Genomic DNA, 17076 nt, shown 5'->3' on the forward strand with positions numbered 1-17076 from the left:
CACGCTTCCTACGAGCCCTTCACCCGCCCACTCGACCTCCTGGGCATCGCCTGACCAGCACACCTACAAGATTGCTGGACTTTGCAACACCCCTGAGTCGGGAGGCGGGGGAGGTGGCTGCCATGCCTGCCATTGTCGTCGTGCGCCTACGTGGGGTCGCAGGCGGGTCCGGTGACGAAGTGACGGAATGGCGATTAGTTCTGATCAATGCATAGCAACAAAGAAATATCTTATGAGAGGTAACCCGGGCGGTGCGTCATACCGTCACTTCGTCACTCTCGCCGTCGTGGCCGTGCGCCCCTCACAGCCCGCAGAGGACACGAACGGCCCGCCGCTGGGGTTTCCCGGCGGCAGGACGTAAACGGGTCTCATGAGGGCGTCAGTGCCTCTGTGGCTGTGGCTGTGGCGCCAGCGTCGTGGGTCGGGGGTCCTCGCCCACCCAATGGAACCTGAGCCGGGTCAGGACCGGGTCCTTGCAGCCCTGGCCACGGGACGGGAGGAGCGCCACGGAGTGGAGCACGACGCGCAGCAGCATCCGGGCGCGCTCCTGGTCCGCAGCCATCCACGCTTGGTGCAACATCTCGCCGTCCCGCAGGATCGTGATGTCGATGGCGCGGGTCAGTTCGGCCAGTTCCCCTTGAAGGGCGTCCAACTGGCCAGTGATCGCGTCGCGCAACTGGTCGTAGCGCTGCTGACCCTTCAGGCCCTTGAAGCGTCCGTGCACGAAGTGTGCTTCGTCCAGGCTATCCAGCCGGGCCTGAGCGTCGTCTACCGCGAGCGTCAGCTCCGTGCGGCGCACGTCCTTCTCCGGGTCCTCCACGGCCACCAGCGGATGGCCAGATCCACCAAGAGATCGTCGTCGTCCGGCAGGGTGGAGACGCGCGAGATGAAGACGTGCGTCATTGCGTCGTCCGCAGCCTCCACCAACACGGACATGCCCTGGCAGGCGGTCTTGCCCATGTTGATCCGCCGGTAGCAGCGGTACGAGGGGCCGCCCTTGACCATGTCGCCGCAGCCTTGGTCGTCCGGGTGCGAACGCTGGTGTTGTACGACTCGGCGCGCGCCTGTTCGGCCAGCCATGCGAACAGCCCACGGTGCTGCGGCACGGAGCTGTCCAGGCCGTCCATGTGCGCGACCAGCCGGGCGTTGCGGCTCTCGAAGGTGTCCAGCACGTCGCCCACCTGCCGCATCCCGCCACGGCTCAGGCGATCCAGCTTCCACCCCAAGAGGTGACGGACTTCCCCGGCGACCACGGCAGCAATGGCCTTGTCGAACTTCTCGCGCGTGACGCCGGCCTTGAATGCCGAAGCCTCGTCCGTCCAGACCTCCCGGACGGTCAGGCCTTCCCGCTGTGCCCGCTCCCTGAGGTCACGTTCGTGCGCCTTCAAGGTGTCCTTGTTGTCCTGCAAGGTGCTGCGACGCAGGTAGAGGTCACACAACTTGGCCGGGTCGGTCGGTATGCCCATGAGAGTCACCCTAGGTTGGGGTGATCACGGGCCAAACCGACTATTTCTGCTGGTCGGGCCCGCAAACACCAGTGGGTTTACTCTCGGGCAGCTCCGGATGGACGAGGTCGTCCCGCTTGAGCAGGAGCCGTACGCCGTGCCGCGCGAACCTGTCGTCACGGATCTCCGTCAACGGGGACGGCGGTCGCGGCTGCAGGAGTGCGTCAAGGTGCGTCGGGCGGTTCACCCGCCCATTGTGGGCCGCTCCGGCCCGTGACGCCGCACATCGGGGCCGGAGCGCGCGGACGCGGCCCGGGCATCGCGGGTGACGCGCGCGTGATCGGTGACCACCCGCCGGAACAGACAGTGCCCGGTCCGCCCGGCATGCCGCAGAGCCCGGCGGCGAGAGGTTCTTCACGTGCAGTGGGCAATCAGTGATGATGGATCGTCAAATCCGTTGGGCATGGGGGGAATTCATGGGTGCGAGCAGTGATGTGATTCCGTTCGGCGTGGTGGGGCTGTTGGTCATCGTCCTCGCCTATTTCATTCCGACCGCTGTCGCGTTCGGACGAGGGGTGCCCAACAAGGGCTCCGTTCTGGTGGTCAACCTGTTCCTGGGCTGGTCCGTCGTGGGATGGGTGGTCGCGCTCGCCATGGCGGCCCGCAGCAGGTAGCGGTGCTCCGGCGTCGTCCCCGGCGCGGCGGCGGGGACGACGGCCCGGGAGGAGGGCCCGGAGCCGCCGGCCGGCGGCCGGCTACTTCAGGCGCTCGCCGACGCGGGTGCGCATGGCGTCCATGGTGAAGCCCCTCGGGTCGACCTTGCCCGGTTGCCATTCGCGGTGGCCGATCACCGAGCGGGCCGTCCAGCGGTGGTACCGGCAGACGGCCGCCGCGGCGCGGGCGATGGCGTCGAGCTGGACCGCCGGCCAGGGGTCCTCGCCGTCGCCGAGGTTCTCGCACTCGAAGCCGTAGAAGTGGCGGTTGCCGTCGGTGTCCGTCTCGTTGTCCGGCGGGAGCCGCTTCTCGGCGATCACTGCCGCGAGGACGTCGGAGTCGCCGGCTCCCGCGTGGTTGGCGCGGCCGTAGCCGACCAGGTGGACGCGGCCGTCCTTGGCGATCACTCCGTGGCACAGGGGGCCGGGCAGGGCGCTGTGGCCCTCGCGGCAGAGTTCGACGGTGTAGGGGGTGCCGCGGGTGACGGTGTGGTGGATCATCACCCCGTGCACCGGCCCCCAGGGGCCCTTGTGGTTGCGGTTGTGGGTCCGCCAGGCGCCGACTTCGACGACGGTCAGACCCTCGTTCCGCAGTGCGTTGATGAAACGGTCCGCGGACATGGGTGCGGCCATGGCCGCCTCCTTCGTTGCGGTGCGCGACGGACACCGTGTGTGTCCGTATCGTCACCCTCCGGTTTAGTGGAGGTGGCCCTTCCGCGGCTAGTGCATTCGTACGGCGAGCGAGCCGATTCGGCCAGAGGTCAGGCCGATGCGAGCCACAGGTCCGGGCCGAAGACCTCGTAGTGGATGTCGGCGGCCGGCAGGCCCTTGGCGATCAGCTGCTCGCGCACGGACCGCATGAAGGGGAGCGGCCCGCACAGGTAGGCCCGGGTGCCCGGGGCGAGGGGGACGGCCGAGAGGTCCATGCGGCCCTCGCCGTCGCCCGGCTCCGCCGCCTCCTCGTACCAGAAGCGGGCCGAGGCGTCGGCCAGTTTGTGCGTCAGTGCCCGGTGGTCGCCCCGCAGCGGGTGGTCGGCGGGGGAGCGGTCGGCGTGCAGCACGGTCACCGGGGCGGTGTGCCCGGTGTCGGCCAGGTGCTCCAGCATCGAGAGCATCGGGGTGCAGCCGATGCCGGCCGAGGCGAGCAGGACCGGGGCGGCCGAGTCCGCGAGGACCAGGTCGCCGTACGGGGCCGAGATCCGCAGGGTGTCGCCGGTGCGGACGCGGGCGTGCAGATGGTTGGAGACCTCGCCGTCGGGGCCCGCGGCGGCCGGTCCGTGGACCCGCTTGACGGTGATCGCGCGGATGGCGGAGCCGGGCGGGGTGACGAGGCTGTACTGGCGGATCTGGCGGGCGCCGTCCGGGAGTTCGACCTGCACCGAGACGTACTGGCCGGGCCGGTGTGCGGGTGCGGGGGCGCCGTCCGCGGGGGCGATCCGGAAGGTGGCGCAGTCCGCCGTCTCCGTCACCCGGTCGGTGACGGTCCACTCGCGCCACACGTCGCCGGCGACGACCCGCTGCTCGGCGTAGAGGCGCTCCTCCAGGGCGATCAGGGCGTTCGCCATCAGCCAGTAGACCTCGTCCCAGGCTTCGGCGACCTCGGGGGTGACGGCCTCGCCGAGGACCTCGGCGATCGCCGCGAAGAGGTGCTCGTGGACGACGGCGTACTGCTCGCGGGTCACGCCGAGGCTGGCGTGCTTGTGGGCGATGCGGCTGAGCATCACGTCGGGACGGGTGTCCGGGTGGGCGAGGAGGTGGGTCGCGAAGGCGGCGACGGAGCCGGCGAGGGCCTGCTTCTGGAGGCCGGCGTTCTGGTTGCCCCGGTTGAACAGGTCGCGGATCAGCGCCGGGTGGGCCGCGAAGAGCTTGGTGTAGAAGAGCTCGGCTATGTCGCCGATCGCCGCTCCGACGGCGGGCAGGGTGGCTCGTACGGTCGTGCTCGACTTCTCGGACAGCATGCGGAACTCCTCGCGGGATGAGCGTGTGCGCGTGACAGATTGAATTTGCATCTAAGATGCGTATTTTTGATCGAAGAAAGACCGCAGTGGTGCGGACTTCTGTTCGGGCTGCCGCCGGACCGGCTCGGGCGGGCGGCGGTATTCGGCCATCCGGCCCCGGGGTCAGGGGCCGCCCGCCCCCGTCGGCGCCCTGCTCGCAATGCCCAGCAGGAGCGGCCTGGTCGGCGACGCGGCCAGGTCGTTCACCGTCAGCGGGTCCAGCGCGGCGTAGAAGGCCTCCTGGGCCCGGCGCAGCGCGCCGCGCAGGATGCAGGCCCCGCGCAGCGGGCACGGGGTGGTGCCTTCGCAGTCCACGACGTCACCCTCGCCCTCCAGCTCGCGCACCACCGAGCCGACCGGTGCGGCCCGCCCGGCGGCGGTCAGGGCGAGCCCGCCGCCGCGGCCGCGCCGCGCCTCGACCAGGCCGAGGTGCTGCAGCCTGGCGACCACTTTGGCGGTGTGCGTGTAGGGGACCTCCATGGTCGCCGCCACGTCGCGGGTGGTGGGGAGGTCCGTTTCCTCGACGGCCAGGCGCATCAGGACGCGCAGTGCCAGGTCGGTGAATCGGGTCAGCCTCATGGGGTCACCGTAGGGAAAGTGGCATCCCTGATGCAAGTTAAACGGGCGCGAGCGTTGCGCTTGGCCGAAAATGACCGCTCGCGTGGGGCTCGTGAGGCGGGTGGGAGCGGGGAGCGGCCCCAAAGGGTGCCCCGCGCTCGGACGGAGTAGTCCCACCCTTTTGTGTAATGGTCCGACCACGTTCCGTACTGACAGGCTGCACCGGCAGATCCATGGAGTGATCGAAAGGGAAAGACATGTCGGTCCAGGCAGGTTCCGAGTCCGAGGCCCAGACGCCGCAGCGCAGTCTTGGGACGACGGCCGCACGGAACTTGGCAACCACGACCAAGTCCGCGCCGCAGATGCAGGAGATCACCTCCCGGTGGCTCCTGAAGATGCTCCCGTGGGTGTCGGTGCAGGGCGGCACGTACCGCGTCAACCGCAGGCTCAGCTACTCGGTCGGCAACGGCGTCGTGGAGTTCATCAAGACCGGCACCCAGGTCCAGGTCATCCCGGCCGAGCTCGGTGAGCTCCCGCTGCTGCGCGACTACGAGGACCTCGACGTCCTCGGCGAACTCGCCCAGCGGTGCCGGCAGATCGACTTCGAGCCCGGACAGGAGCTCACCTCCTTCGGCAGCCCCGCCGACCAGGTCTTCCTGCTCGCCCACGGCCGCATCGACCAGATCGGCCCCGGCCCCTACGGGGACGACGCCGTCCTGCGGACCGTCGCCGACGGCGCGTACTTCGGCGACGACTCCCTCGTCGATGAAGAATCGATTTGGGAGTACACCGCGCGCGCCGCCACCTCCGGCACCGTGCTCACCCTGTCCCGGCAGGACTTCCAGATCCTCGCCGACCGGGTCGAATCGCTGCGCGCCCACGTGGAGAACGTACGGACCCGGCCCGACCGGGACACCAACAAGTACGGCGAGGCCGCGATCGAGCTCTCCGCCGGCCACCAGGGCGAGGCCGTCCTGCCCGGCACCTTCGTCGACTACGAGGCCCGGCCGCGCGAGTACGAGCTCTCCATCGCGCAAACCGTCCTGCGCGTCCACAGCCGCGTCGCCGATCTCTACAACCACCCGATGAACCAGACCGAGCAGCAGTTGCGGCTCACGGTCGAGGCGCTGCGCGAGCGCCAGGAGCACGAGATGCTCAACAACCGCGATTTCGGCCTGCTCCACAACGCCGACTACGACCAGCGCATCCAGCCGCACGACGGCGCGCCCAGCCCCGACGACATGGACCAGCTGCTCAGCATGCGGCGCGGCTCCAAGCTGTTCCTGGCTCACCCCAAGGCGATCGCCGCCTTCGGCCGCGAGTGCAACAAGCGCGGCATCTACCCGGAGTCGGTGGACATCGGCGGCAACCGGGTGCCGGCCTGGCGCGGGGTGCCGATCTTCCCGAGCAACAAGATCCCGATCAGTGACGCCCGCACCACGTCCATCCTGTGCATGCGCACCGGCGAGGACGAGCAGGGCGTCATCGGGCTCCACCAGCCGGGCATCCCGGACGAGATCGAGCCGAGCCTGTCGGTCCGCTTCATGGGCATCAGTGAGCAGGCGATCATCTCCTACCTGGTCACCGCCTACTTCTCGGCCGCCGTACTGGTGCCGGACGCACTCGGCGTGCTGGAGAACGTCGAGATCGGCCGCTGGCGCTGACGACGGTGAACGCCATCGCGACCGGTGAGGGCCAGGACGCCGCAGCCCTCCTGGAACGGACGAGAGAAACGGTCGACCCGCAGCTGCGCCGCACCGTCGAGAGCCTGCCGGGCTCGATGCGGCGGGTGGCGATGTACCACTTCGGCTGGGAGCACGAGGACGGCAGCCCCGCCGCGGGCGGAGCCGGGAAGGCCATCCGGCCGGCCCTGGTGCTGGCCGCGGCGCAGGCCCTGCGCGACCCCGGGGCGGGGCCGGCCGCGGAGGCCGTACGGGCGGCGGCGGCCGTGGAGCTCGCGCACAACTTCACGCTGCTGCACGACGACATCATCGACAGGGACGTCCAGCGGCGCGGGCGGGCCACGGCCTGGACCGTCTTCGGGACACCGGACGCCATCATCACGGGGGACGCGATGATGGCGCTCGCGCTGCGGCTGCTCGCCGAGGACCCGCATCCGGCCGCGGCGGCGGCCTCGGCCCGGCTCGCGGCCTGCGTCATCGAGCTGTGCGCGGGCCAGCAGGCGGACTGCGCCTTCGAGCAGCGCCCGCACGTCTCGCTCGACGAGTGCCTGGCCATGGCCACCGCCAAGACCGGGGCGCTGCTGGGCTGCGCGTGCGCGCTGGGCGCCCTGTACGCGGGGGCCGGGCCCGACGAGGTCGACGCCATGGACGCCTTCGGTCGGGAGGCCGGGCTGGCCTTCCAGCTGATCGACGACCTGATCGGCATCTGGGGGGACCCGGAGCACACCGGCAAGCCCGCCGGGGCCGACCTGATCGCCCGCAAGAAGTCCCTCCCCGTCGTGGCCGCCCTCACCTCGGGCACCGCGGCGGGCAAGGAGCTGGCCGCGCTGTACGCCGGCCCCATGACCGGGGAACACGTACGCGAGGCGGCCGACGCGGTGGACCGGGCCGGGGGTCGGGACTGGGCGCAGGCCCAGGCCGCGGACCGGATGGGGCGGGCGGTCCAGCAGCTGTCCCGGGCCGTGCCCGACCTCGGGGCGGCGGGCGGGCTGCTGGCGCTCGCGGAGTTCGTGACGCGCCGCACGCGGTGAGGCCGGAGGGTCCGAGGCCTGTTCCGGTACCGCACGGTGCCGGAACGGGCCTTACCGCATTTCCGCGCCAACTCTAGGATCGCTCACGGTTGTTGACACGTGAGTGAAGGGTGTGACCAATGGCGCTGGAGATACGTCAGGCGGATCAGTCGGACCGGGACGCGGTGGCCCGGCTGCTCGACGAGTCCTTCCGTACCGACCCGGTGAGCAGCTGGGTCTTCCCGGACGAGGAGCACCGCGCCGCCGTGCACGGGAAGTTCCTCGGCGTCTTCGTGGACGTGGCGCTGGAGGAGGGCCGGATCGACTACGCCGCGGACGGTTCGGCGGCCGCGCTCTGGCTGCGGATCCCGGCGGGTGACCCGGAGGGGGAGGCCGTCGAGGACGAGGTCCCGGCGCGGATGCGGGCCGTGGCGGATCCGGACAACGAGCGGTGCGAGCTGGTCGGGCGCCTCACGGGCGCGGTGCACCCGACGGCGGAGGAGCACGAGTACCTGCTGATGATCGCGGTCGCCCCGGACCGGCAGGGGCAGGGCCTGGGCGGCGAGTTGATCCGGCCGGTGCTGGAGCGCTGCGACCGCGAGGGGGTGCCGGCGTACCTGGAGGCGAGCAGTGAGCGCAGCAAGGGGCTGTACGAGCGGCTGGGCTGGGAGTGCACGGGGGAGGCGGTGCGGCTCCCCGGGGGGCCGCTGATGTGGCCGATGTGGCGCAAGCCGCGCGGCTGAGAGCAGCGGCTGAGAGCAGCGGAGACGGAGCCGCGGTCCCGCACCGGAGGGAAATCCTTGCGTAAGCACTGCATGTGAAGTACTTTGCTCGACGTGCTCCGGTGCGGCTGCACTGCCCAGTGAAAGAGAATCGCTTGCGCAAGCTCACGTACTTCATCGCCACATCCGTCGACGGGTTCATCGGGGCCCCGAACGGCGACGGCGACTTCTTCTACAGCCAGCTCGACGCCGAGTTCGCCGGTCACCTGGCGGCTGAATACCCCGAGACCATCTCGGCCCAGGGGCGCGTCCACCTGGGCATCGCCGACGCGGCACCCAGGCGCTTCGACGCGGTGATCATGGGGCGCAACACCTACGAGCCGGGTCTGAAGCAGGGCATGACCAGCCCCTACGGCCACCTGCCCGAGCAGTACGTGGTCTCGCGCTCCCTCGCCACCCCGCCGGACCCGCAGGTCCGGCTGATCAGCGGCGACCTCGCGGCCCGGGTCCGCGAGCTGAAGGCCCGCGACGGTCTCGGCATCTGGCTCTGCGGCGGCGCGGACCTCGCCACCCAGCTGATCGACGAGATCGACGAGATCATCGTCAAGACCTACCCCGTTTTCGCGGGCACCGGAATGCCGATGTCCCACGCCGGATTCGGAGTGCGCCCTCTGGAGCTCACCGGGGCAAAGATCTTCGGCGGCGGCCAGGTCATCAGCACGTACACCGTCCTCGGGCGCTGACCCGCCGAACGCACGGAACCGGCCTACCGTGGAGGTATGGCCGGTGAACAGCAGCATCACGCGCACGAGACGGTGGCCCCGCAGGCCGGGCACGAGCAGCAGGCGTGCCCGGCGTGCGGACGCCGCGTCGACACAGTGGTCAGGCGGCGCAAGTCCCTCGGGATCTTCATTCCGGTGTGGAGTCGGGGTCCCTGCCGGAACCCCGACTGCCATGACTACGCGGACCCCGGGGAGAGGTGACTCAGCCCTTGGTGGCGAGATCCTTCGCGCCCAGGCCCGAGGCGAAGCCGTTGGCCCAGAGCTGGTTGACGCGCGCCCGCTCGGCGGAGTTCGGGTTGGCGTTGGTGCACGAGGTGCCCGGGCCGCCGCCCGACATCAGCTCGCTGCACGGGCCCGAGTAGTGGTCCGGCAGACCCAGCACGTGGCCGGTCTCGTGCGCGGTCACCCGGGTGGAGTTGTACTGCTGGTTCTGCCGGTAGTCGAGGAAGATGTAGCCCCGGCCGTGCCCGTCGGTGCTCGCGTACGAGCCGCGTGAGTCGTTGCCCTCGCGGTACGAGAAGTTCCCGCCCGAGGACACCTCCTGCAGCTTGACGTTGGAGACCGACCCGTTCCAGATCTGCGTGGAGCGGGCTATCTGGCTGCGGAAGCTGGGGGCGCTGCGGGTGTTGTACGTGACGGTCACGGCCAGGGCGCCGGGGTTCGCGGCGCGCTGCTCGGCGACCGCGCGCTGCACGGCCTCGAAGAAGGCGGTGTTGGCGGCCGCGTTCTCCGGCGAACGCTCGTACGTGGCGTAGCTGACGGCGTTTCCGGCGGGGGCGGGCGCGGCGGTGGCGGTGGGGACGACACCAAGGGTTGCGGCGAGGCCGAGGCCGACGGTCGTGGCCAGCATGGCCTTACGGGAGTGGCGCATGTGGGGGAGCTCCTACTCGTCCGGTGCGGTGGGGGGTGGGTCTTTCGAACCGGAGTCTGCGGGAGCACGAGTGCCCGGCGGATGATGTCACTGCCCGATAGCGCGGGCCTATCGGCAAGATTTCGGCAGCCCAACTAGCGTGAGAATGGCGGGATTCGGGGGGCTATCGGTGGCTGGTGCGGTCCGTAGGGACCGGCCTACCCTCGGGTCATGGAGCTTGAGGTCAGGCACTTGCGCGCCCTGTGCGCGATCGCCGACGCCGGAAGCCTGCACAAGGCCGCCCGGCAACTCGGCGTGAGCCAGCCCTCCCTGACGACCCAGCTGCGCCGCATCGAACGGGCCCTCGACGGCGAGTTGTTCCTGCGCGAGCGCACCGGCTGCCGGCCCACCCCCTTCGGACGGACCGTCCTCGGCCGGGCCCGCCCGCTGCTCGCCGAGATGGCCGCGCTGGTCGCGGAGGCCCGCGAACTGGCCCACGCCTCCCGGCTGCGCATCGGCTCCACCGCCAGCAGCGCGCTGCCCGGCTGGCTGCGCCGCATCCACCGGCGGCTGCCGGACACCGAGACCTCGCTGGTGGTGGACGTCTCCGCCAACGCGCTGCTCAGGATGGCCGCCGCGGGGCAGCTGGACGTCGCGTTCGTGCACGAGGTGGAGGGCAGCCCGCTGCGGGTGCCGACCGGACTGCAGATCCACGTACTGATGGAGCGGGAACCGCAGTTCGTGTCCATGTCCCGGGACCATCCGGCCGCCGGGCAGGCGGTGGTCTCCTTACGGGACCTGGCCGCCGACCGGTGGATGGTGGACCCCTCGGTCGACGGCGAGTGGGACGGGCTGCGCCGGGTCTTCGCCGGGGCCGGGCTCGACCCGCCGCTCCTGCACGCCGACTACCACACGGCGGCCTCACTGATCATCTCCGGCGAGGCGGTCGCCCCCTGCCAGCCGACCTCCGGGCCGCGCGAGGACATGGCGATCCGGCCGCTCTCGGGGGACCCCCTCGCCGTGCGGCTGCTGCTGGCGACCCGGCCCGGCGCACACGCCGAGGTGTACGAGGACCTGCGCGCGGCCTACCGGGAGGCCGCGCTGCGCACGCCCCCCTACCGGGCCTGGCTCCACCACCACGCGAGCCCCCTGCTGGAGGTGGCGTAACGGCGGACCGTCCGGGTCAGCGCCGCGCGCGGGTCCGGTCGTAGGCCAGTACCCCGGCGCCCTGCGCCAGCAGGAACGCGCCCGCCGCGGCCCAGCCCGCGCTGCGGCGGTGGGCGGCCCAGGCCAGGAGGGGCGCACCGGCCGCCACCTGGGCGGCGCCCAGCAGCCGGGCCCTCGGGCCGCGGATCCACGGACCCAGCGGGCTCCCCTCCGCCGCGTCGAACTCGGCCCGCACCGCGTCGCGCCAGCCCGACCACTCCACCGTCTCGACGCCGGGAGCCATCCGGGCCGCGCCCCGCAGCCGGTCGGCCGGTTCGCCCGGGGTCAGCCCGGCGGGCAGGGTCAGTCCGGCCCGGGTCAGCAGGGCGACCAGGGCGAGCAGCCGGCCCTCCCCGTCGACGGCGGGGTCCGTAGCGGGGCGGGTGAGGCCTTCCAGGTCCGCCAGGTCGAGCACCGGGTCCAGGCCGAGCCGCGCGGACAGGGCCCGCATGGCATCGGGCTCGCCGGCGGGGCGCCCGGCCGCGTCCCATGCGTAGGCGGTGGTGCGCCGGAACCCGCTGGAGAGGGCGAAGCCGGTCCGGCCGTCCTCCCACCACAGGCTCAGCACCGGCCGGTCGGTGCCGATCGCGAGGGCCGAGCCCCAGCCGGCGAGGACCTCCGCCACGCTCTGCGGACCCTCCCGCCACGGCTTGTCCTCGGGGACGAGCACGCTCCATCCGCCTGCCGGGGCGAGCAGCAGGCGGACACGCAACAGGTGTGCCGGGGGTCGGACGGCAAGGGGTTCGGCGCGGCAGAGCAGCAGTCCGCCGGTCACGGTCCGGGAGATTGACATGGGCACACAATAATGCAAAACACCCCAAATGGCGGGGTTTCGGGAGGGCGCTTGACTTCCTTTGACCGCGATATATCGTGTTAACAGAAGACGCGATATGTTGCGTGCGTCGAGCCCGGTCCGTGTACGCACGAGGAGGATCAGCACCATGGCAGAGCAGTCGCCCCAGCCGTCGCCCCAGCCGTCGCCGGCGCCGTCGACGTGGCACTTCGCCGAACCTCGCAAGCTCACCCTCGAGGAGCCGGTCACCGAACTCCGCGTCCGCGTCCTGGGCGGCACGGTCAACGTGGTCGCCGCCGAGGAGGGCCCGGCCCGCCTGGAGGTGACCGAGGTCGACGGACCGCCGCTGTATGTCGTGCAGGACGCCGGCACCCTCACCGTCTCCTACGAGGACATTCCCTGGAACGGCTCGTCGGGACTCAAGGAATGGTTCGAGTCCAAGCCCTGGAAGTCCTGGTCCCGGGTGGCCTCCGGCCGCAAGGCCTGGGAGCGCAGCGCCGCGATCACCCTCACCGTCCCCGCCGGCACCCAGGTCCGCGTGGCGGTCGTCGACGCAGTCTCCTTCGTCTCCGGCATCTCCGGGGGCACCGACGTCAACGGGGTCTCCGGCGACGCCACGCTGGTCGGCCTGTCCGGCCGGGTCAAGGCGCACACCGTCTCCGGCAATGTCGAGGCCCAGTCCGTCACCGGCGACCTCGGCTTCCACTCGGTGTCCGGCGACCTGACCGTCGTGGACGGCGCGGGCGTCACCGTACGGGCCGACTCGGTCAGCGGTGACATGCTCATCGACCTGGACCCCGGCCCGGAGGCCGGCCGTCCCGTGGACATCGCGCTGAACTCCGTCTCCGGCCAGGTCGCGATCCGCCTCCCGCACCCCGCCGACGCCCGCGTCGAGGCCAACACCGCCACCGGTCGCGTCTCCAACGCCTTCGAGGACCTGCGGGTCTCCGGCCAGATGGGCGCCAAGCGGATCACCGGGACCCTCGGCTCCGGGGCGGGCACCCTGCGGGCGACCACGGTCTCCGGCTCGATCGCGCTGCTGCGCCGCCCGCAGGCCGAGGCCGACGCCCCCGCTGCCGCCGACGCCCCGCTCACGCTCGACAAGAAGGTGCTCTGACATGCCGCCCGTCTTCGCCCACGGCCGCCTCCGCCTGTACCTCCTCAAGCTGCTGGACGAGGCCCCGCGCCACGGGTACGAGGTGATCCGCCTGCTGGAGGAGCGCTTCCAGGGCCTGTACGCGCCCTCCGCGGGCACCGTGTACCCGCGGCTGGCGAAGCTGGAGGCCGAAGGCCTGGTCACGCACGCCACCGAGGGCGGGCGCAAGGTGTACTCCATCACCGAGGCGGGTCGCGCGGAGTTGGCCGACCGCGGCGGCGAACTCGCCGACCTGGAACTGGAGATCCGTGATTCGGTCACCGAACTCGCCGCCGAGATCCGCAGCGAGGTCCGGGGCGCGGCGGGTGACCTGCGGCGCGAGATGCGTGCGGCGGCCTCCGCGTCGGCGACCCGGACGACCGAGGAGGAGTCCTGGCAGACCGCCAAGGAGGAGCTGCGCAAGGCGCGGCAGGAGTGGAAGGAACAGGCGCGCCGGGCGAAGGATGAGAGCCGCCGCGCCCGCGAGGAGGCGCAGCAGGCCCGCCGCCAGGCCAAGGAGGCCCAGGAGCGGGCCCGCGAGGAGGTCCAGCGGATCGCGGGCCAGCTGCAGGAGCAGTTCGCCAGGTCCGGCGGTGTCCTGGGCAGCCTGGCCGGGGCCTGGCTCGGCGGTACGCCGGCCGCGGGCCCGGCAGCCGGTGCCGGTGCCTCGGCGAAGGCTGCGGACGCGGAGCGGGCATCGGAGCCGGCTTCGGAGCCGGCTTCGGACTGGGCCGCGGACCTGGCCCCCACCGGTGATCCGGCCCGTGACCTGGACCGGCTGCTCGACCGCTTCCGCGACGAGGTGCGCGATGCGGCCCGGGATCGCGGGGTGACCGCGGCGCAGGTGGCCGAGGCCCGTCGGCACCTGGAGGCGGCCCGCGGCCGGCTGGGAACCGCGTTCGCGGCCAGGCCGTAGTCCGCCCGCGGCGCCGCTGCCGGGGTGCCGCCCCGGATCCCGCGCCCCAAACGCCGGCGAGGCTGGAGAGCGCGGGGCGAGGCTGGATGGGGCGGCGGGGTGGTCAGGCTGCCAGGGTGGTTTCGGCCGTGTTGTAGGTGATGCCGTGGTCCGTCAGGACCTCGGAGACCGTGCCGGGGCGGGAGAGCAGGGCCAGCAGCAGGTGCAGGGTGCCGATGTGGATGTCCTTGCGGCCCAGGGCGATCCGCAGGGACTGCTCCAGCACCTTCTTCGACCCCTCGGTGAAGGGGACGTGGTGGCTGCCGGCGCGGTCGTCCGCGTCCCCGCGTCCCAGGGCCGAGCGGAGCGAGGAGCCCAGGGTCCGCCTGCGGGGCGTCGGCGTCGCGAGGGCGCCCTCGCCGTGGGTCTCCTCGATGCGGGAGACGATCTCGGTGAGGTCGATGCCGAGGCCGGCCAGCGCCTCCTCGTCCGCCCTGGACATTCCGCCCCGCCGGCGGGCCGCCGTGAGATCGGCGGCCACCGCCGCACGGTCCACCCCGAGGGGGTCCAGGGCGCCCAGGGCCAGCAGGGAGAGCAGCAGGTGTTCCTCGGTGACGGTGGCGGCGCCGCTCCGGCGGGCCTCGGTCACGGCCCCGGTCACGGTCGACCGGGCATCGCGGGTGAAGCGTTCGAACATCAGAGCCTCCCGTACTTCTTGTGCACGGCCTGCCGGCTCACGCCCAGCTCGGCCGCGATCTCCTCCCAGGACCACCCCTGCGCGCGGGCGCTGCGTACCTGTACGGCCTCCAGCTGCTCCAGCAGCCTGCGGAGGGCGGACACGGCACGCAGGCCCACGCGCGGGTCGCGGTCACCGGCCCGCTCGGCGAGATCAGTGGCTTCGGTCATGGGTGTCAATGTAGGTTGACGCGGGAGGGTTCGTCAACCCCGGTTGACATTCGGGCGTCAGGACGTCAGGGCGTCAGGGCGTCAGGACGATCTTGCCGAAGAGGTCGCCCGCCTCGAGCTTCTCGAACCCCTCGCGCGCCCGGTCCAGCGGCAGCACCTCGTCGATGACCGGCCGCAGCCCGGTGGTCGCGCAGAAGGCGAGGAGGTCCTCCAGCTCGTCCTTCGAGCCCATCGTCGAACCGACCACCTTCAGCTCCAGGAAGAAGATCCGGGTCAGTTCGGCGTGCGCCGGCCGGTCGCCGCTCGTGGCGCCGGAGATCACCAGGGTGCCGCCGGGGCGCAGAGACTTCACCGAGTGGGACCAGGTCGCGGCGCCCACCGTCTCGATCACGGCGTCCACCCGCTGCGGCAGCCGCGCACCCGGCTCGTACGCCTCCACGGCGCCGAGCTCCACGGCCCGCTTGCGCTTGGCCTCGTCCCGGCTCGTGGCGAAGACCCGCAGGCCGGCCGCCTTGCCGAGGGCGATCGCGGCGGTCGCGACACCGCCGCCGGCGCCCTGCACCAGTACGGAGTCCCCGGGACGGACCCCGGCATTGGTGAACAGCATCCGGTACGCCGTCAGCCAGGCCGTCGGAAGGCAGGCGGCCTCCTCGAAGGTCAGCTCGGCGGGCTTGCGCAGCACGTTCCAGGCGGGGACGGTCACCTGCTCGGCGAAGGTCCCCTGGTAGCGCTCGGTCAGGATCGAGCGGGGCTCGTCCGGGCCGACCCCGTGGCCGCTCTGGCCGATCACGGAGTGCAGGACGACCTCGTTGCCGTCCTGGTCGATCCCGGCGGCGTCGCAGCCGAGGATCATCGGGAGTCTTTCCTCGCCGAGGCCGACCCCGCGCAGCGACCACAGGTCGTGGTGGTTGAGGGAGGCGGCCCTGACGTTCACGGTCACCCAGCCGGGCCGGTCCTCGGGAGCCGGGCGGTCGCCCAGCACAAGGCCGTTCAGGGGCTGGTCACGGTCGATTCGGGCGGCGTAGGCAGCGAACATGCGGCGACGCTACCGCTCGGTAGCCCCGGCATCCACCCCCGTTCCCGTCACACGGCCGTGTCCGCCGTGGGCACCGGGACGTGCAGAGGCCCGACCGGATCGCTCCGGTCGGGCCTCTGTACGTACTGCCCGGGTCCGCGGTCAGACCAGGCGGGCCACGCCGTCGGCCTTGGCCGCGGCGGCGACGGCCGTCGCGACGGCCTCGGCCACGCGCTCGTCGAACGGCGACGGGATCACGTGGTCGGCGGCGAGCTCGTCACCCACGACACCGGCGATGGCGTCGGCGGCGGCGATCTTCATGCCCTCGGTGATCCGGGTGGCGCGCACCTTGAGGGCGCCCGCGAAGATGCCGGGGAACGCCAGCACGTTGTTGATCTGGTTCGGGAAGTCCGAGCGGCCCGTGGCCACGACCGCCGCGTACTTGTGCGCGACGTCCGGGTGGACCTCCGGGTTCGGGTTGGCCATGGCGAAGACGAACGCGTCCTTCGCCATCGAGGCCACCGCCTCCTCCGGGACCGTTCCGCCGGAGACGCCGATGAAGACGTCCGCCCCGTTCAGTGCCGCCTCCAGGGAGCCGGTCTGGCCGGTCCTGTTGGTCAGGCCCGCGATCTCCGCCTTGACGTCCGTCAGGTCGGAGCGGTCCGCGGACACGACGCCCTTGCGGTCGGTGACGCAGACGTCGCCGATGCCCGCGTCCACCAGGATCTTCGCGATGGCGATACCGGCGGCGCCGGCGCCCGAGATCACGGCGCGCAGGTCGCCGAGGGTGCGACCCGTCAGCTTCGCCGCGTTGCGCAGCGCGGCCAGCGTCACGATGGCCGTGCCGTGCTGGTCGTCGTGGAAGATCGGGATGTCCAGCGCCTCCTGGAGGCGGCGCTCGATCTCGAAGCAGCGGGGGGCGGAGATGTCCTCCAGGTTCACCCCGCCGAAGGACGGGGCGAGGCGGATGACCGTCTCGATGATCTCGTCCGTGTCCTTGGTGGCGAGCGCGATCGGCACCGCGTCCACGCCACCGAACTGCTTGAAGAGGATGGCCTTGCCCTCCATGACGGGGAGGGAGGCCTCGGGACCGATGTCACCGAGTCCGAGCACGGCCGTACCGTCGGTGACGACGGCGACCACGTTCGACTTCCAGGTGTACTCGTTCACCAGCTCCGGGTGCTCGGCGATGGCGCTGCACACCTTCGCCACGCCGGGCGTGTACGCGAGGGAAAGGTCATCCTTGTTGGTGACCGGCACTGTGGCCTGGATGGCCATCTTGCCGCCCCGGTGCAGCGCGAACACCGCGTCCGGGTTGTTGTCCGTGACGCTGTCACTGCGAGGGTTGAAGATCTCCGCTGCCACTT

At 71.7% G+C, this 17076-nt stretch carries 19 protein-coding genes and 1 pseudogene; 8 read left to right on the plus strand and 12 right to left on the minus strand.

Features of this window, described 5'->3' with window-relative positions; translation table 11 throughout:
- Positions 1-379: 379 nt before the first annotated feature.
- The 3 genes and pseudogenes from ACIQZO_RS33100 to ACIQZO_RS33110 all read right to left on the minus strand — a co-directional run.
- The gene (locus ACIQZO_RS33100) at positions 380-820 is read right to left on the minus strand and encodes a hypothetical protein (protein ID WP_403633456.1); all 441 of its coding nucleotides are present in this window, start codon (positions 818-820) and stop codon (positions 380-382) included.
- A gap of 79 nt (positions 821-899) precedes the next feature.
- A complete protein-coding gene (locus tag ACIQZO_RS33105; RefSeq protein WP_403633459.1) occupies positions 900-1466 on the minus strand; it encodes a recombinase family protein in 567 nt (188 codons plus the stop codon).
- 76 nt (positions 1467-1542) lie between these two features.
- Positions 1543-1692, minus strand: a pseudogene (locus ACIQZO_RS33110) (1-aminocyclopropane-1-carboxylate deaminase); the annotation flags it as partial.
- A 229-nt stretch (positions 1693-1921) separates the two neighbouring features.
- Between ACIQZO_RS33110 and ACIQZO_RS33115 the strand changes: the two are divergent.
- Positions 1922-2119, plus strand: a complete 198-nt coding sequence (locus tag ACIQZO_RS33115; protein WP_403633462.1) for a superinfection immunity protein — start codon at positions 1922-1924, stop codon at positions 2117-2119.
- Between the two features lie 81 nt (positions 2120-2200).
- On the opposite strand, the gene ACIQZO_RS33120 is transcribed toward ACIQZO_RS33115, so the two are convergent.
- The 3 genes from ACIQZO_RS33120 to ACIQZO_RS33130 all read right to left on the minus strand — a co-directional run bounded on the left by ACIQZO_RS33120 (position 2201) and on the right by ACIQZO_RS33130 (position 4734).
- A complete protein-coding gene (locus ACIQZO_RS33120; protein ID WP_403633464.1) occupies positions 2201-2791 on the minus strand; it encodes an N-acetylmuramoyl-L-alanine amidase in 591 nt (196 codons plus the stop codon).
- 128 nt (positions 2792-2919) lie between these two features.
- Entirely contained in the window at positions 2920-4116 is a 1197-nt protein-coding gene (locus tag ACIQZO_RS33125; protein WP_403633467.1) for a globin domain-containing protein, read from the minus strand.
- 162 nt (positions 4117-4278) lie between these two features.
- The gene (locus ACIQZO_RS33130) at positions 4279-4734 is read right to left on the minus strand and encodes an RrF2 family transcriptional regulator (protein WP_403633469.1); all 456 of its coding nucleotides are present in this window, start codon (positions 4732-4734) and stop codon (positions 4279-4281) included.
- Positions 4735-4970: 236 nt separating this feature from the next.
- Between ACIQZO_RS33130 and ACIQZO_RS33135 the strand changes: the two genes are divergently transcribed.
- From ACIQZO_RS33135 to ACIQZO_RS33150, 4 genes are all read left to right on the plus strand, one after another.
- A complete protein-coding gene (locus ACIQZO_RS33135; RefSeq protein ID WP_403633472.1) occupies positions 4971-6377 on the plus strand; it encodes a family 2B encapsulin nanocompartment shell protein in 1407 nt (468 codons plus the stop codon).
- A gap of 5 nt (positions 6378-6382) precedes the next feature.
- Positions 6383-7426, plus strand: a complete 1044-nt coding sequence (locus ACIQZO_RS33140; RefSeq protein WP_403633475.1) for a family 2 encapsulin nanocompartment cargo protein polyprenyl transferase — start codon at positions 6383-6385, stop codon at positions 7424-7426.
- Positions 7427-7545: 119 nt separating this feature from the next.
- Positions 7546-8148: a GNAT family N-acetyltransferase gene (locus tag ACIQZO_RS33145; RefSeq protein ID WP_403633478.1), complete on the plus strand. Its 603-nt coding sequence runs from the start codon at positions 7546-7548 to the stop codon at positions 8146-8148.
- Between the two features lie 134 nt (positions 8149-8282).
- Positions 8283-8870, plus strand: coding sequence for a dihydrofolate reductase family protein (locus ACIQZO_RS33150; RefSeq protein ID WP_403633480.1), 588 nt, complete (start codon positions 8283-8285; stop codon positions 8868-8870).
- A 241-nt stretch (positions 8871-9111) separates the two neighbouring features.
- Here the strand turns inward: ACIQZO_RS33150 and snpA are convergent, their stop codons facing one another.
- On the minus strand, positions 9112-9780 hold the full coding sequence (snpA, locus tag ACIQZO_RS33155; RefSeq protein WP_403633483.1) for a snapalysin: 669 nt from the start codon (positions 9778-9780) through the stop codon (positions 9112-9114).
- A gap of 210 nt (positions 9781-9990) precedes the next feature.
- On the opposite strand from snpA, the gene ACIQZO_RS33160 reads away from it, so the two are divergent.
- A complete protein-coding gene (locus ACIQZO_RS33160) occupies positions 9991-10926 on the plus strand; it encodes a LysR family transcriptional regulator (RefSeq protein ID WP_403633485.1) in 936 nt (311 codons plus the stop codon).
- A gap of 16 nt (positions 10927-10942) precedes the next feature.
- On the opposite strand, the gene ACIQZO_RS33165 is transcribed toward ACIQZO_RS33160, so the two are convergent.
- Entirely contained in the window at positions 10943-11752 is an 810-nt protein-coding gene (locus ACIQZO_RS33165; RefSeq protein WP_403633670.1) for a hypothetical protein, read from the minus strand.
- A gap of 154 nt (positions 11753-11906) precedes the next feature.
- Between ACIQZO_RS33165 and ACIQZO_RS33170 the strand changes: the two genes are divergently transcribed.
- Positions 11907-12875: a DUF4097 family beta strand repeat-containing protein gene (locus ACIQZO_RS33170; protein ID WP_403633486.1), complete on the plus strand. Its 969-nt coding sequence runs from the start codon at positions 11907-11909 to the stop codon at positions 12873-12875.
- A 1-nt stretch (position 12876) separates the two neighbouring features.
- Positions 12877-13809, plus strand: a complete 933-nt coding sequence (locus tag ACIQZO_RS33175; protein ID WP_403633489.1) for a helix-turn-helix transcriptional regulator — start codon at positions 12877-12879, stop codon at positions 13807-13809.
- Positions 13810-13912: 103 nt separating this feature from the next.
- Here ACIQZO_RS33175 and ACIQZO_RS33180 read toward each other — a convergent pair whose 3' ends face one another.
- From ACIQZO_RS33180 to ACIQZO_RS33195, 4 genes are all read right to left on the minus strand, one after another.
- A complete protein-coding gene (locus ACIQZO_RS33180; RefSeq protein WP_403633492.1) occupies positions 13913-14485 on the minus strand; it encodes a Clp protease N-terminal domain-containing protein in 573 nt (190 codons plus the stop codon).
- On the minus strand, positions 14485-14694 hold the full coding sequence (locus ACIQZO_RS33185; RefSeq protein WP_403633495.1) for a helix-turn-helix domain-containing protein: 210 nt from the start codon (positions 14692-14694) through the stop codon (positions 14485-14487). Before ACIQZO_RS33185 ends, ACIQZO_RS33180 begins: the two co-directional genes overlap by 1 nt.
- A 73-nt stretch (positions 14695-14767) precedes the next feature.
- Complete coding sequence (locus tag ACIQZO_RS33190; RefSeq protein ID WP_403633498.1) at positions 14768-15730, minus strand: zinc-binding dehydrogenase; 963 nt, start codon at positions 15728-15730, stop codon at positions 14768-14770.
- Between the two features lie 141 nt (positions 15731-15871).
- Complete coding sequence (locus ACIQZO_RS33195; protein ID WP_403633500.1) at positions 15872-17074, minus strand: NADP-dependent malic enzyme; 1203 nt, start codon at positions 17072-17074, stop codon at positions 15872-15874.
- Positions 17075-17076: the final 2 nt, after the last annotated feature.

The organism is Streptomyces sp. NPDC097617 (genome assembly GCF_044761485.1).
GTDB lineage: Bacteria > Actinomycetota > Actinomycetes > Streptomycetales > Streptomycetaceae > Streptomyces.